The sequence below is a fragment of the Rathayibacter sp. AY1C4 genome (genome assembly GCF_002932195.1).
In the GTDB taxonomy this organism is placed as follows: domain Bacteria; phylum Actinomycetota; class Actinomycetes; order Actinomycetales; family Microbacteriaceae; genus Rathayibacter.
The window spans coordinates 1-13,374 of the sequence record NZ_PSWE01000049.1 but is presented as its reverse complement, the minus strand read 5'-3'; the positions used below and the strand labels follow the sequence as shown (position 1 = coordinate 13,374).

The window sequence follows — 13,374 nt, the reverse complement described above, 5'->3', positions numbered from 1 at the left end:
CGGAGACGGCGTCTCGACGGAGCCGCACGCCCTGTCCAGTGAGCGCACCGTCACGCCTCCTCCCGCTCCACACGCCCCAGGCCCCGCCCGTCAGACCCGCCGCGTCGACGCCCGCTCCACCAGCGGCATCGGCACCAGCACCCGCTCTCCCGGAGCGCCGCTCAGCAGCAGCTCGACCGCCCGGCGGCCCATCTCCTCGTGCGGCAGCGCCACGGTCGTCAGCCCGGGGCGGAGGTAGGCGGCCAGCTCGTCGTCGTCGAACGACACCACGGCGATGTCGCCGGGGATCGAGAGCCCCGCCTCCGCGACCGCCTGGTAGGCCGCCTCACGCCGAGCGGCTTCGGGCACGACGGCGCGGGCGGACAGGTCGCCTTCGCCGACCCGGACGCGGGAGTCGGCTTCGCGTTCCTCACCAACCGGATGGAGGGGGTCGGCGACGTGCGCGCGACCCGCGTCGTCGAGGCGCTCGCGACCGCGCTGCGACTGCCCGTTCCGCGCGGACTCTGACCCCTCCGCGCGGACTCTGACCCCTCCGCGCCACCCCCGTCAAGGGGTGGGGCGCCCGGTCGGCGCCGTCCTAGCGTCGGGGGACGGGCCGACCGGAGGGGCGGTCCGGGATCCAGGGGAGGGCGAGATGCAGAAGCTGTACTACGCGAGCGGATTCGTGCTGCTGGGCGACGAGGTGTGCTCGGCGGTCGTCGAGTACGCGCAGGCGCTGGCGAACGTGGGGAAGTCGGACCTGGTCGTGGTGCCGTCGCTCTCGGACGAGGGGCTGCGAGGCGAGACCCGTCTCCTGGTCGGACCGGCCAGCCAGCTCTTCACCAGCCCGGCGCTCGACCGCGGCGTCGACCTCGACGACCCGGAGGCGGTGGAGTCGATGCGCGAGAAGACCCGACGGCTCCAGCCCGCGCGGCCGACCGTGCAGCCGCGCGGCGAGGGCGACGACAGCGAGGACGACGGCGGGACCGACTACCTCTGACGCCTCAGGTGTCGAGCGTGGTGCTGGGGCGCTCGCCGAAGCGGTGGGCGTACGAGGCCGAGAACCGGCCGAGGTGCGCGAAGCCCCAGCGCCGTGCGACCTCGCTGACGCTGACGACTCCGGACTCGCCCGCCCGCAGCTCCTTCTGCACGCCGTCCAGCCGGATCCGCCGCAGGTAGTCGACCGCGGTGAAGCCGAACTCGCGCCGGAACTCGGTCTGCAGCGTCCGCAGGCCGATGCCCGCCGCGTCGGCGATCTGCTCGGTCCGGAGCGGCTCGTGGGCGTGCTCGTACATGTACTCGATCGCCTGGCGGAGGCGCCCCGAGCGGGGTACTCCGAGGTCGCCGGGGGTGTCCAGCGTCGAGTGCGGGAAGGTCTCGAGCAGGGCGACGGCGACCGCGCGGTCGGCCTCGCGGCGCAGCAGCGGCGAGCTGTCGGCGTCGTAGATCACCCGGGCGACCGTCGCGACGGTCGCCGACCAGCGCCGCAGCGCCGCGCCCTCGGGCCGTGAGGTGGTGTCGAAGAGGAGGGGGCCGCGGGTGCCCTCGACCTCCTCCGCGATGCCCTCGAGGTACGCGCCGTCGAAGTGGATGAGGTTCTGGCGGTAGTCGTGGAACTCGAACCGGCTGGGGCGGTCGTTGACGAAGATCGCCGGCTGCCCGAATCCGAGGGTCACCGCGTCGCCGTCGAGATCGGTGACGCCCGCGCCGGCGGTCAGCCACGAGACGACGTACTCGCCCTCGGTCTGGATCGAGCCCTGCACGGAGCCGGCGAACTGGCTGCCGCGGAGCGTCACGTCGCCGTCGCCGACGGAGGTGTAGCGGTACGAGAAGTCCTCGCCGGGCTCGACGACGAAGCGGTGCCCGTTGTACGACTGCTCGAAGAGGGCCCGCGCCTGCTCGATGTCACGCCCGCCGATGTCGGAGCGCATGACCTCGTCCTTCTCGTTCATCCCGATCAGGGTCGCACGAGGAGCGCTCCTCACCGCGTGCCCCGAACGGGGAATTCGTTAAGCGGATAAACCAGTCGCGGGTCCGGCGGCGCGGGTCATGGCCTGGACGGTCGCCGCCTGGAACTGCGTGAGCAGCACCACGGTGTGCCGCGCTCCGGCTTCCACGGCGAGCGAGAAGGTGGCGCCGGCCGGAGTGGCCCGCCAGGAGCGGATGTCGCGGGTGCCGACGCGGGTCGAGTCTCCGGTGCCGGCGCTCCGCAGCACCAGGGAGTCGGGCAGCACGCAGAGCGCGCCCGTCACGCCGTCGACAGTGGAGGAGCACTCGAAGCCTGCGTCGTCGTGCACTGCACCGGCGAGTTCGACGAAGTCGGTGACCTCCATCGGCTCGTCGTCGTCGCGCCTGGACACGGCGCGCTCAGGCAGCGTGCGTGAGCCCGGAGGACTCGGGCTGCTGCGCCGGCTCGGTGACGATCCGCAGGCCCCGGCCGCTGTTGGCCTCCTCCATCAGTGCGCGCACCCAGGTGGCGTTGATCGCCGGCATGCGGCTTCCGTGGAACGAGAACTGGAGGGGGATGGTCGGGTGCAGCCACAGTGTCTGGCGTCCGGTGCCGTGCGCGCTCGAGGCGTCGAGCTGGAAGGCGAACGCCTCGTCGCGACGGAACTTGTTGATCATGACGATCTGGAGGTGCGCGAGCGCGCGGTCGTCGATCTCGTGCGAGGTGGGGGGAGTGCCGTAGAGGAGAGCGCCCATGGTGCGTGCCGCCGTTCTGTGCTGTGTCGCGGGTGCAGGCCGCGACGGTGGGGTGCCCCGGCGAGTGCCGCCGGGAGGGGGAGTGCGAGATGGTGGGGGTGTTCGTGGGGAGCAGGACCCGGGGTGTGCTGTGCCGCCGAGTCGAGTGTCCGGAGTGTCGATCCGGGGGTGCCGGGCTCCGGGATGTCGAGCCCGGATGCCGTCGCGCCGAGCCGTCGATCCCCGCTGACGCCTGCTCTGCAGGCCCGTGGAGTCGGGCGGTCGGGCCGTCCCTCCGGCTGTTCTCCGAAAGTACGCCCCTCGTTCGGAGCGCACGTGCCGCTATCCGGAATGCGAAGCAGTGGCCCCGGCCGCCGGGCGGCCCCCCAGCCGGGCGACTCCGGGGCTCAGTTGCGGGGTGCCGCCGGTGGGCGGTGCGGCTGCGTCGAGACGGCGCGCTCGTGCGCGAGACGCCGTCTCGACGGCGGTGTGTCGGGCGGGCCGGCGGTGTCTCGGCGGGGCGTGTGGAGCGGGAGGAGGCGTGACGGTGCGCTCACTGGACAGGGCGTGCGGCTCCGTCGAGACGCCGTCTCCGCGGCGGTGTCTCGGCGTGCGCGGGAGGGTGCGCTCCTCCGCGAGTCGTCACGCAGCCGCTCCGGCGGGGGCGCAGGCGCTCAGAAGGCGTAGCGGACGCGGCAGTAGGGGAGGCGCTCGGCGAGGAGGGCGCGGAAGCGGTCGAGGGCCGCGCGCTTGAGGTCGCGTCGGTAGCGGATGTTGACGGCGCCGTTCTCGGAGACCTTCTGCTCCTGGCGTCCCGGCTGCCAGAGCAGCGACTCCGCCTTCGGGTGCCAGCCGAGGTTCACCTCGTGCAGGCCCCCGTTGTGGGTGAGGAGGATCACCTCGGCCGCGAGCTGCGCCTTCGCCCGCGAGTGGAGGGCGGCGTCGAGCTGGTCGAAGAGCTCGGTCCAGTCCTGCTGCCAGGTCTCGGTGAGGATCACGGGCGAGAAGTTGACGTGCACCTCGTAGCCGGCGTCGACGAAGTCGTTGATCGCCGCGATCCGCTCGGCCATCGGCGAGGTGCGGATGTCGGTGACCTTCGCCGTCTCGGCGGGCATCAGCGAGAACCGGATGCGCGTGCGCCCGAGCGGGTCCCACTCGAGGAGCTCGCGGTTGACGTACTTGGTCGCGAAGGACGCCTTGGCGGTGGGCGACATCCGGAACAGCTCGCAGAGGTCGCGGACGTTCTCGCTCAGCAGCGCGTCGACGGAGCAGTCGCTGTTCTCGCCGATGTCGTAGACCCAGGCCTCCGGGTCGCACTGGTTCGCCTCGGCCTTGGGGCCCTGCTTGGCGATGTGCCGGGCCAGGTGGCGCTGGATCTGCTCGATGTTCGTGAACAGCGTGATCGGGTTGCTGTAGCCCTTCCTCCGCGGCACGTAGCAGTAGACGCACGCCATGGCGCAGCCGTTGGCGGTGGAGGGGGCGATGAAGTCGGCCGAGCGGCCGTTCGGGCGCGTGACGAGCGACTTCTTCACCCCGAGCACGAGCGCCTCCGTCTTGATGCGCACCCAGCGCGCGACGTTCGCCTCGTCGCCGTGCACCTCCGGGATCAGCCAGTGCGACTCGACGGGCACGATCTCGGCGCCCGGCCACCGCGCCACGACCTCCTGCCCGCGGGGCAACTCGAGCGCGGCCGGCTCGGCGTAGATCCGCCGGATGTCGAGCAGGCGCCGCTCGCGGACCGGCGCGGACGCGGGGCTCGGAGCGGTGTCGGACATGAGTCCGTTCTATCGGCGACCACCGACATCCGCGGAGGCGGGGCTGTCGCCCGCCGCGCAGGTCCTGCGCCCGCCTGCAGGAACCGTGGCGCCGCTCCCTCAGGATGGAGGCATGCCCTCCTCCGCCGACCGCTTCCGCCGCGCCGCCGTCGAGCTCGCGCAGACCTCCGAGCGGCAGGTCGAGTGGGCGCTCGCCGTCGCAGAGGATGCGCGCCTCCTCGCCCTGATCGACGAGCTGCCCGCGCAGCACCGGCAGCCGTCCCTGCTCTTCTCGGTCGCGCGGCTGCTCGGCGTGCCCGACGTCGACGGCGCCGGATTCGCCGCGTGGCTCCGGAGCGAGTGGGCGCGGGTGGCGCCGGTGGCGGCGGAGCGGAGGACGCAGACCAACGAGGCGCTGCGGTGCGCGCCCCTGGTCGCGGCGCTGGAGCGGATCACGGAGCCCGGTGAGCCGGTGGCGCTCGTCGAGATCGGCGCCTCCGCGGGGCTCTGCCTGGCGCCGGAGCGGTACTCCTACGCCTTCACGGCGAGCGACGGCGAGACGAGGCTCGGGTCGGGCGCGCCTCTGCTGCGGTGCGCGGTGAGCGGAGGCGCGGCACCGGGGCGGCTGCCGGTCGTCGCGTGGCGCCGGGGGCTCGACCTGGCGCCGCTCGACGTCCGCTCGCCCGAGGACGTCGCCTGGTTGGGCGCGCTGCTCCCGCCCGACCGTCCGGAGCGGACCGCGCGGCTCCGCTCGGCCGTGGAGACTCTGCAGGACGACCCGCCCACGATCGTCGCGGGCGATGCGGCCGCCGAGCTGCCCGCCCTGCTCGACGCGGTGCCGCCGGGTCTGCGGACGGTCGTCGTCTCGCTCGGGACCCTGGTCTACCTGCCGTGGCCCGCGCGCGAGAGCGTCCTGGCGACGGTCGCCGATCGCGGCGCGAGCCTGGTGACGCTCGAGGCGGAGGCGCTGCTCCCGCACCTCGTCGCCGCGCGCGGGGACCGCACGGCCCCCGAGCCGACCCCGTTCCTGCTCGCCGCCGACGGCGTCCCGCTCGCGAGCGCGGCCGCCCATGGCGGCACCCTCTCCTGGCTGGCCTGAGGCGCGCTCCAGCGCCGTGTGCGGGCTGCCCGAAGCTCGGGAGGTGCCCGGGCCCGGTGCCCGCTCCGTCCCGGCGCTCGACCCGCGCCCACTGTTCAAGAGTTGTCGCACTCAGCGTCGAGTGCGACAACTCCTGGACTCTCGCGGAGGAGCGAGCCCGAAGCCCGAAGCCCAACGCCCAACGCCCAGCCTTCTGAGCTCAGGCGCTCGGCCCGATCGTCCGCCCACTGTTCACGAGTTGTCGCACTCAGCGTCGAGTGCGACAACTCCCGGACAGTCGCGAAGGAGAGGGCGTCGAAATGCAGCGCCGAAAGCTCGGAGTCCCGGCGCTCGACCCGCGCCCACTGTTCAAGAGTTGTCGCACTCGGCGTCGAGTGCGACAACTCCTGGACTCTCGCGGAGGGGAGGACGGCCGAGCGCAGGATTCAGAGCTCAGAGCTCAGAGCCAGAGCGTCCAGCGCCCAGCGCCCTACAGTCCGTCGACGACGAGCTGCGTCGCGCGCGGGACGTACGAGGTGTTCGTCGTCGGGTCCCAGCCCACGAGCGCGACCGCGTCGCCGCCGACGCGCGCGGTGATGCCCACGAGCGAGAACGGCTTGCCGCCCACGGCTCCGGACACCTTCCAGCCGAGCGTCTCGTCGGCGCCGGTCAGCGTCTGCTCGGTGCGCTCGACGGTCGTCTCGACCGGCACGCCCTGCATGGCGAAGAGCGTCGAGCCGGAGGCGCAGCGGGTGGTCGCGTCGGTGGCGCTCGCGAGGAGCGAGGCGGCCGCGTCGGCGGTGCCGGTGCTCGACACGACGGCGGTCATGGAGCGGTCGGCGCTGGTGCCGTACGAGAGTCCGGCGGCGGGCTGCGCGGTGTCCCAGCCCAGGCCGAACGGCGAGAGGCAGCTCGCGTCGGTCGCGGTGAGGCCGGGGTAGATCGAGTCGAGCATCTCCTGGATGCTCGCGTACTCGCCGGGCACGAACTGCACGCCGGTCAGCACGGCGGCCACCTGCTCGCCGGTCTTCTGAGCGGTGTCGGCGGTCGGGGCGGTGGCCGTCGCGGTGGCGGACGGGGCGGCCGACGACGAGGGGAGCGTCGGAGTGAACGGGCGGAGCGTCGATCCGCTCGTCGCGGTCCCCGCGCAGCCCGAGAGGACGAGCAGCAGCGCGCCTCCGATCAGAGTCGTGCGCAGCAGTGTCTTGGACATCATGTCTCCCCCTTCGCCCGCCGGCGCCGCACCGGGGCGCCTGAGGCTAGCAGAGCCCCGCGTCCCAGAGGCGGCCCGGCGCCGCCCGCAGGACGGAGGCGGCCCGGTGGCACCCGCAGACCGGAGGCGGTCCGGCAGCGCGTGCGGACCGGAGTCGGCCCGGCCCCACTCGCACAACGGAGCCGGGAACCCCGAACCCATGCCTCCAACGGCCGCTCCCGCCTCCGCTCCGCCGCTCAGATCTCCGTGTGCCCGAGCTCGGCTCCCGCGAGCAGGCGGATCTCCGGCTCGGCGATGCCCTCCAGCTCCAGCACCACGACGCGGTTGCGGCCGGCGTGGGTGACCGGCGAGGGGACGATCAGCGTCCGCTGCGGTCCGCGGCGCCAGTAGCGCCCGAGGAGGAAGCCGTTCACCCAGACCAGTCCCTTGCCCCAGTGCAGCGTGTCCACGTACAGGTCGGCCTGCTCGTCGAGGTCGAACGAGCCGGAGGCGAGCTGCGGTCCGGCCGAGAACGCCGGCGCCGCGACGGCCAGGTCGGGGAGGCACTCCAGCGCGAGGGCACGCGCCGCCCAGCCGGTCAGCGGGGCGCCGTCGAGCGTCACGCCTCCGATCAGGCCCTTGTGCTCGCCGATGCGCGTGCCGTAGTTCACCCGGCCCTGGTTCTCGACCAGGATCGCGAGCTCGCCGCGTCCGCTCGGCAGAGTCAGCGCCCGCTCGTGGTGGTCGCGCGCCAGCACGCCCACCGGCACGCCGTCCAGCAGCACCCAGGCGCGGTCGCGCACCTCCTCGCCCACCACGAGGCGGGCCGGAGCGGAGGAGCCGTCGAGCGTCGTCGTGAAGAGCACGAAGCCGTCGTCGTGGCCGAGGTCGTCGAAGCTGGCCATCGCGTCGAGGTGCGCGGCCGGTCCGAACGCCTGGCCGAGGCCGAGCAGCGCCGGGCCGGGGACGAGCGGAGCGGTCAGGGCGGGGGCCGGCGGGCGCACCGCGGGCACCTCCTCCGGCACCGGCGCGTAGCGCGCGATGACGTCGCGGAACGCCCAGAACTTCGCGGTCGGGTCGCCGCCCTCGTCGAGCGGGGCGTCGTAGTCGTAGCTCGTCGTGATCGCGGCGTAGCGGCCCTTGTCGTTCGCGCCGCTGGTCAGGCCGAAGTTGGTGCCGCCGTGGAACATGTAGATGTTGACCGAGCCGCCGGCCGCGAGCAGGGTGTCGAGCTCCTGCGCGGAGGCGTCGGCGTCCGTCGTGTGGTGCTGGGTGCCCCAGTCGTCGAACCAGCCGCACCAGAACTCCATGCACATCAGCGGCCCGGTGGGCTGGAACTCGCGCAGCGTCGCGAGGCGCTCCGTGGTCCGCGAGCCGAACGAGCCGGTGAGGTGCAGGCCCGGCAGGCTGCCGTCGGCGAGCATCTGCGGAGTGGGCTGGTCGATGGTGGTCAGCGGCACTGTGATGCCGGAGTCGCGGGTCACCCGCACGAGCTCGGCCAGGTACTCCTTGTCGGAGCCGTACGCGCCGTACTCGTTCTCGATCTGCACGAGGACCACGGGCCCGCCGGCGTCGATCTGGCGCGGGGCCACGATCGAGTACACGCGGCGCAGGTAGTCGCTGACCGCGGCGAGGTAGTTCGGCTCCGAGCGGCGCACGCCCACCTCGGGGTCGCGGAAGAGCCAGGCCGGGAGGGCGCCGTTGTCCCACTCCGCGCAGATGTAGGGGCCGGGGCGCACGATCGCGTGCATGCCCTCGGCGGCGATCAGGTCGAGGAAGCGGCCCAGGTCGAGCCCGGCGTCCTCGCGCCACTCGCCGCGGCGCGGCTCGTGCGCGTTCCAGGCGACGTAGGTCTCGATGGTGTTCAGGCCCATCAGGCGGGCCTTGCGGATCCGATCGGCCCAGAGGTCCGGGTGGATGCGGAAGTAGTGCAGCGCCCCCGACAGGATGCGGTGCGGGCGGCCGTCGAGCTCGAAGTCGGCGGTGCCGATGGCGAAGCGGCTCTCGGGAGCGGTGGTCATCTGGATCCCCCTCAGGATCGGTGCCCGGTGTGTCCGAGCGTGAGAACGACGCGGGGCCGACCGGAGCGATCCGGCCGGCCCCGCGTCGAGCAGTGGTGCTACTCCGAGACGGTGAAGCCCTGCGCGTTGCCGTACTGGACGAGCTTGCTCTGCCAGTCGGCGAGGCCCTGGTCGAGGCTGGTGCCGTTGGCGTACGCCTGGCCGACGGTGTCGCCGAAGACGCTGTTCGCGTACACCTGGTAGGGCAGGTACGACCAGCCGGAGCGGACGTCCTTCGAGGCCTGGGTCAGCACCTCGTTGATCTTCTGGCCGCCGAAGTACTCCGACTCCTGACCGGTGAAGTCCGAGCTGTCGAGGTCGGCCGTGGTCGACGGGAATCCGCCGCTCTGCAGGAAGACGTCGACCGAGGCCTGGTCGCTGTTCAGCCAGCGCAGGAACGCGGCGGCCAGCGCCGGGTTCTCGCTCTGCTTGGTGACGGACTGGCCGCCACCGCCGTTCTCGGCGCTGACGGCGGTGCCGTCGTAGGTCGGGATCGGCGCGACGGCCCAGTCGCCGGAGGCGTCGGGGACGCTGGACTCCAGCACGCCGGGCATCCAGGCGCCGGTCACCAGCGAGGCGATGGAGCCGTCGGCGAGGCCCTTGTACCACTCGTCGCCCCAGGCGGGGGTGTCCGAGAGCAGCTTCTTCTCGACGAGCTGGTTCCAGACGCCGGTCCACTTGGCGGTGCCCTCGTCGGCGAGGTCGATCTTCACGTCCGTGCCGTCGGTGGTGAACGGCTCGCCGCCCGCCTGCCAGATCATGCTGGTCGCGAAGCCGGCGTCGCCGGTGTCGGCGGTGATGTACTTCGACGGGTCGGCGGTGTGCAGCTTCTCGGCCGCGGCGACGTACTCGTCCCAGGTGGCGGGGACGGCGATGCCGTACTGGTCGAAGACGGTCTTGTTGTAGAACAGCGCCATGGGGCCCGAGTCCTGCGGGAGTCCGACGAGCTTGCCGTCGATGTTGACGCTGCCCCAGGTGGAGGCGGAGTACTTGTCCTCGAGGTCGCCCATGCCGTACTGCGACAGGTCGAGGAGCGAGTCCGACAGCGCGAACTGCGGCATGGCGTAGTACTCGATCTGGACGACGTCGGGGGCGCCCGAGCCGGCCTTGATCGCGTTCTCGAGCTTGGTGTACTCGTCCTTGTTGGTGCCGGCGTTGACGAGCTCGACGTCGACCTTGGGGTAGGCCTTCTCGAACGCGGCGACCTGCGCCTCGGCGCTGGGGGTCCAGCTCCAGTACGTGATCTTGCCACCGGCCTCGAGGGCGGAGTCGAGGTCGGCGGCGGAGCCGGCGCTCGTGGTCGTGCCGCCACCGGAGGTGGACGAGCAGGCCGCGAGGGAGCCGGCGGCCAGGGCCGCGACGGCCGCGACCGTCAGGGTCCGCCTGAGGGCGGAACGGGCGATCTTCATGGTGGTGTTTCCCTTCACTTCTTCGTGCTGCGGGTGCTGTGGACGGGGCAGGACGCTCCGGCCGGGGGATGGGTAGGGGGAGGGCTCAGCCCTTGACGCTGCCGGCGCTCAGACCGGACTGCCAGAAGCGCTGGAGTCCGAGGAAGGCGACGACGATGGGGATGATCGTGAGGAGCGAGCCCGTGATCACGAGGTTGTAGATCGGCTGCGCGCTGACGCCGGTGGCCTGCGCGTTCCACTGGTTGAGGCCGACGGTGAGCGGGTACCAGGTGGGGTCGCTCAGCATGATCAGCGGGAGGAAGTAGTTGTTCCAGGTCGCGACGACCGAGAACAGCAGCACGGTCACGATGCCGGGGGCGAGGAGGCGGATGGAGATGGTGAAGAAGGTGCGGAACTCGCCCGCCCCGTCCATCCGCGCCGCTTCGAGCAGCTCGGTGGGCACCGACTCCACCGCGTAGACCCACACCAGGTACAGGCCGAACGGGCTGATCAGCGAGGGGATGATGATCGCCCACGGGGTGTTGGTCAGGCCGAGCTGGCTGAACATGAGGAAGGTCGGGACGGCGAGGGCCGTGCCGGGGACCGCGATCGCTCCGAGCACCACGGCGAAGACCGCCTTGCGGCCCGTGAAGCGGAACTTCGCGAGGCCGTAGCCGGCGAGCGTGGCCAGGAGCGTCGCTCCTCCGGCGCCGACGACGACGTAGAGCAGGGTGTTGCCGAGCCAGCGGAGGAAGATCCCGTCGCGGTAGCTGAGGGTGTCGGCGATGTTCTGGAAGAAGACGAAGTCGCCGTCGAACCAGAGGCCGAAGCTCGAGAGCAGGCCGGCCTGCGTCTTCGTCGCGTTGATGACCAGCCAGGCCAGCGGCACGAGGCTGTAGAGGATGAAGACCGACATCAGCAGGGTGAAGGCGATCGACTTCTTGGGCTGCACCGAGGAGCCGCGGCGGGCGGCCGGGCGCTTCGGGGCGCGGGCGGGCGTCCGGGGAGCGGTCGCGAGGGCCATCAGTTCTCCTTCCGCGCGCCGCGGAGCTGCACGACGTAGGCGATCACCGCGGTGATCACGCCCATGACGATGGCGACCGTGGCCGACGCGTTGTACTGCTGACCGGCGAAGGACAGGTTGTAGGCGTACATGTTCGGGGTGAAGTAGGTGGTGATGATGTTCGGCGCCAGCGTCCGGAGGATGTTCGGCTCGTTGAACAGCTGGAAGCTGCCGATGATCGAGAAGATCGTGGCGATGACGATCGCGCCGCGCAGGGCGGGAAGCTTGATCGAGCGGATGACGCGCATCGGGCCGGCGCCGTCGATCTCGGCCGCCTCGTAGAGCTCGCCGGGGATCGTCTTCAGCGCGGAGTAGAAGATGAGCATGTTGTAGCCCACGAACTCCCACGTGACGATGTTGCCGATCGAGGCGAGGATCCAGTCGCGCGAGAAGGGCTGGACGACGTCGGAGCCGAGCAGGTCGTTGACGTTCGCGGCCAGGCCGAAGTTGTCGCCGTAGATGAAGCCCCACATCAGCACCGCGACGACCGCGGGGACGGCGTAGGGGAGGAAGACCACGATGCGGAAGAAGCCGGTGCCGTGGAGGCGGCCGCTGTCGATCGCGAGGGCCGCGACGAGGGCCAGCACGAGCATCACGGGGACCTGCACGACGAGGAACAGCAGGACGCGGCCGAAGCCCTCCCAGAAGTTCGGGTCGGTGAAGATAGCGGTGTAGTTCGCGAAGCCGACGAAGGAGTTGCCGCCCACCAGCTGCTCGCGGAAGAGGCTGAGGTGGATCGAGTAGACGACCGGGGCGATGAAGACCAGGAGGAAGACGACGAGGAAGGGGGCGACGAACGCCAGGCCCTTCCACTCGCTCTTCGCCCGCGACTTCGGGGCCGCGAGGGGGGACGCCGGAGGGGCGACCTCGCTCAGCGGGACGGGGGGAGACGTCGTCGTCATGGGATTCCGTTCGGGGAGTAGTGCGGGCCCGCCATGTTCACGTCAACATGGCAGGGCGTCACCGTAGCATGTCCACGTCGCCACCCGCGACTGTTCCTGCGTCACGGTTCGGCGCACGATGCACCACGGCTGACGGGCGGCGCGCTATAAAGGGAAGCCCATGTCACTCGAGACCGACCGCCCGTCCCCGTCCACCCGGCCGCGACGCGGCGTCTCGATGGCCGACGTGGCCCGGCGCGCGAACGTCTCGGGCCAGACGGTCTCGCGGGTGTCGAACGGCAAGCAGAACGTCGACGGCGAGACGCGCGAGCGGGTCCTCGAGGCGATGCGGGCCCTCGGCTACCGGCCCAACAGCGCGGCGCGGGCCCTGCGGACGGGCCGCTTCCACAGCATCGGCGTGATCATGTTCACGCTGTCCTCGTTCGGCAACATGCGCACCCTCGACGCCATCGCGATCGCGGCCGCCGACGCGGGCTACTCGATCACCCTCATCCCCGTCTCCCACCCCACCCAGGGCGAGGTGTCGGTCGCGTTCCACCGGCTGAGCGAGGAGGCGGTCGACGGCGTCATCATCATCGTCGAGGCGCACCTGCTCGACGAGGCAGACATCGTCCTCCCGCCGGACCTGCCCGTGGTGGTCGTCGACTCCGCTGGCGGCGAGAAGTACCCGGTGGTCGACACCGACCAGATGTCGGGCGCCCGCCAGGCCGTCGAGCACCTGCTCGGACTCGGACACCGCACCGTGCACCACATCGCCGGCCCGGACCGCTCCTACTCCGCCGAGCGCCGCCACGAGGCGTGGGAGTCGACCCTGATCGAGCGCGGCGCCCCGGTGCCGGAGGTGCTGGTCGGCGACTGGTCCACCGACTCCGGCTACCGCCTCGGCAAGCGGCTCGCCGCCGATCCGGAGGTCACCGCGATCTTCGCCGCCAACGACCAGATGGCGCTCGGCGTGCTGCGCGCCCTGCACGAGGCCGGACGCGCCGTGCCCGGCGAGGTGAGCGTCGCGGGCTTCGACGACATGCAGGAGTCGGCGAGCTTCTGGCCGCCGCTCACGACGGTGCGCCAGTTCTTCGGCGACACGGGCCGCCGCTCGGTCGACATCCTCCTGCGCGAGCTCGAGTCGGGCGAGCGCACCGGCGTCTCGCTCGTGCCGACCCGCCTCATCGTCCGCGAGAGCACCGGGCCGGCCCCCGCCGCCTCCTGACGCTTCCGCGGAGCCGGCCCGGTGCTCTCGCGGACGATGAGGCGGGTCGGCACGAGCGAGACGCCGGTG

General features: G+C 72.0%; 14 protein-coding genes. 4 read left to right on the top strand and 10 right to left on the bottom strand.

Translation table 11 applies throughout. The features are described 5' to 3' along the window. Positions 1–90 precede the first annotated feature (90 nt). Positions 91–213: a hypothetical protein gene (locus C5C99_RS17700; RefSeq protein WP_374953288.1), complete on the bottom strand. Its 123-nt coding sequence runs from the start codon at positions 211–213 to the stop codon at positions 91–93. Here C5C99_RS17700 and C5C99_RS17695 point away from each other — a divergent pair. Continuing rightward, a complete protein-coding gene (locus C5C99_RS17695; RefSeq protein ID WP_146078844.1) occupies positions 199–507 on the top strand; it encodes a serine hydrolase in 309 nt (102 codons plus the stop codon). The genes C5C99_RS17700 and C5C99_RS17695 overlap by 15 nt on opposite strands. Positions 508–634: 127 nt before the next feature. Then, positions 635–979 carry a hypothetical protein gene (locus tag C5C99_RS16225; RefSeq protein WP_104223414.1) on the top strand — a complete coding sequence of 115 codons (345 nt, stop codon included), beginning with the start codon at positions 635–637 and terminating at the stop codon, positions 977–979. 4 nt (positions 980–983) lie between these two features. Here the strand turns inward: C5C99_RS16225 and C5C99_RS16220 are convergent, their stop codons facing one another. The 4 genes from C5C99_RS16220 to C5C99_RS16205 all read right to left on the bottom strand — a co-directional run bounded on the left by C5C99_RS16220 (position 984) and on the right by C5C99_RS16205 (position 4,436). Continuing rightward, the gene (locus C5C99_RS16220; RefSeq protein ID WP_104297620.1) at positions 984–1,931 is read right to left on the bottom strand and encodes an AraC family transcriptional regulator; all 948 of its coding nucleotides are present in this window, start codon (positions 1,929–1,931) and stop codon (positions 984–986) included. Between the two features lie 57 nt (positions 1,932–1,988). Further along, entirely contained in the window at positions 1,989–2,339 is a 351-nt protein-coding gene (locus C5C99_RS16215; RefSeq protein ID WP_104223412.1) for a hypothetical protein, read from the bottom strand. 7 nt (positions 2,340–2,346) lie between these two features. Next, a complete protein-coding gene (locus C5C99_RS16210) occupies positions 2,347–2,682 on the bottom strand; it encodes an ATP-dependent DNA ligase (protein WP_104223411.1) in 336 nt (111 codons plus the stop codon). 653 nt (positions 2,683–3,335) lie between these two features. Continuing rightward, positions 3,336–4,436, bottom strand: coding sequence for a spore photoproduct lyase family protein (locus C5C99_RS16205; RefSeq protein ID WP_104340408.1), 1,101 nt, complete (start codon positions 4,434–4,436; stop codon positions 3,336–3,338). A 112-nt stretch (positions 4,437–4,548) separates the two neighbouring features. On the opposite strand from C5C99_RS16205, the gene C5C99_RS16200 reads away from it, so the two are divergent. Continuing rightward, positions 4,549–5,514 (top strand): DUF2332 family protein, encoded by a 966-nt coding sequence (locus C5C99_RS16200; protein ID WP_181074636.1) that lies wholly within the window; start codon positions 4,549–4,551, stop codon positions 5,512–5,514. 469 nt (positions 5,515–5,983) lie between these two features. On the opposite strand, the gene C5C99_RS16195 is transcribed toward C5C99_RS16200, so the two are convergent. The 5 genes from C5C99_RS16195 to C5C99_RS16175 form a co-directional block, all read right to left on the bottom strand. Further along, entirely contained in the window at positions 5,984–6,709 is a 726-nt protein-coding gene (locus C5C99_RS16195; RefSeq protein WP_104340406.1) for a hypothetical protein, read from the bottom strand. 233 nt (positions 6,710–6,942) lie between these two features. Next, positions 6,943–8,706 (bottom strand): beta-galactosidase family protein, encoded by a 1,764-nt coding sequence (locus tag C5C99_RS16190; protein WP_104226354.1) that lies wholly within the window; start codon positions 8,704–8,706, stop codon positions 6,943–6,945. A 98-nt stretch (positions 8,707–8,804) separates the two neighbouring features. Continuing rightward, a complete protein-coding gene (locus C5C99_RS16185) occupies positions 8,805–10,154 on the bottom strand; it encodes a sugar ABC transporter substrate-binding protein (RefSeq protein WP_104223423.1) in 1,350 nt (449 codons plus the stop codon). Positions 10,155–10,239: 85 nt separating this feature from the next. Further along, positions 10,240–11,049 (bottom strand): carbohydrate ABC transporter permease, encoded by an 810-nt coding sequence (locus C5C99_RS16180; protein WP_258062773.1) that lies wholly within the window; start codon positions 11,047–11,049, stop codon positions 10,240–10,242. A 107-nt stretch (positions 11,050–11,156) separates the two neighbouring features. Continuing rightward, entirely contained in the window at positions 11,157–12,098 is a 942-nt protein-coding gene (locus C5C99_RS16175; protein WP_104340405.1) for a carbohydrate ABC transporter permease, read from the bottom strand. 160 nt (positions 12,099–12,258) lie between these two features. Between C5C99_RS16175 and C5C99_RS16170 the strand changes: the two genes are divergently transcribed. After that, a complete protein-coding gene (locus tag C5C99_RS16170; RefSeq protein ID WP_146076621.1) occupies positions 12,259–13,305 on the top strand; it encodes a LacI family DNA-binding transcriptional regulator in 1,047 nt (348 codons plus the stop codon). Positions 13,306–13,374: the final 69 nt, after the last annotated feature.

What these genes read in the sequence shown, in the direction of transcription:
- C5C99_RS16225 (WP_104223414.1), top strand. Translation starts at nt 635, where the DNA reads ATGCAGAAGCTGTACTACGCGAGCGGATTCGTGCTGCTGGGCGACGAG.
- C5C99_RS16220 (WP_104297620.1), bottom strand. Translation starts at nt 1,931, where the DNA reads ATGAACGAGAAGGACGAGGTCATGCGCTCCGACATCGGCGGGCGTGAC.
- C5C99_RS16210 (WP_104223411.1), bottom strand. Translation starts at nt 2,682, where the DNA reads ATGGGCGCTCTCCTCTACGGCACTCCCCCCACCTCGCACGAGATCGAC.
- C5C99_RS16205 (WP_104340408.1), bottom strand. Translation starts at nt 4,436, where the DNA reads ATGTCCGACACCGCTCCGAGCCCCGCGTCCGCGCCGGTCCGCGAGCGG.
- C5C99_RS16200 (WP_181074636.1), top strand. Translation starts at nt 4,549, where the DNA reads ATGCCCTCCTCCGCCGACCGCTTCCGCCGCGCCGCCGTCGAGCTCGCG.
- C5C99_RS16195 (WP_104340406.1), bottom strand. Translation starts at nt 6,709, where the DNA reads ATGATGTCCAAGACACTGCTGCGCACGACTCTGATCGGAGGCGCGCTG.
- C5C99_RS16190 (WP_104226354.1), bottom strand. Translation starts at nt 8,706, where the DNA reads ATGACCACCGCTCCCGAGAGCCGCTTCGCCATCGGCACCGCCGACTTC.
- C5C99_RS16185 (WP_104223423.1), bottom strand. Translation starts at nt 10,154, where the DNA reads ATGAAGATCGCCCGTTCCGCCCTCAGGCGGACCCTGACGGTCGCGGCC.
- C5C99_RS16180 (WP_258062773.1), bottom strand. Translation starts at nt 11,049, where the DNA reads ATGTCGGTCTTCATCCTCTACAGCCTCGTGCCGCTGGCCTGGCTGGTC.
- C5C99_RS16175 (WP_104340405.1), bottom strand. Translation starts at nt 12,098, where the DNA reads ATGACGACGACGTCTCCCCCCGTCCCGCTGAGCGAGGTCGCCCCTCCG.
- C5C99_RS16170 (WP_146076621.1), top strand. Translation starts at nt 12,259, where the DNA reads ATGTCACTCGAGACCGACCGCCCGTCCCCGTCCACCCGGCCGCGACGC.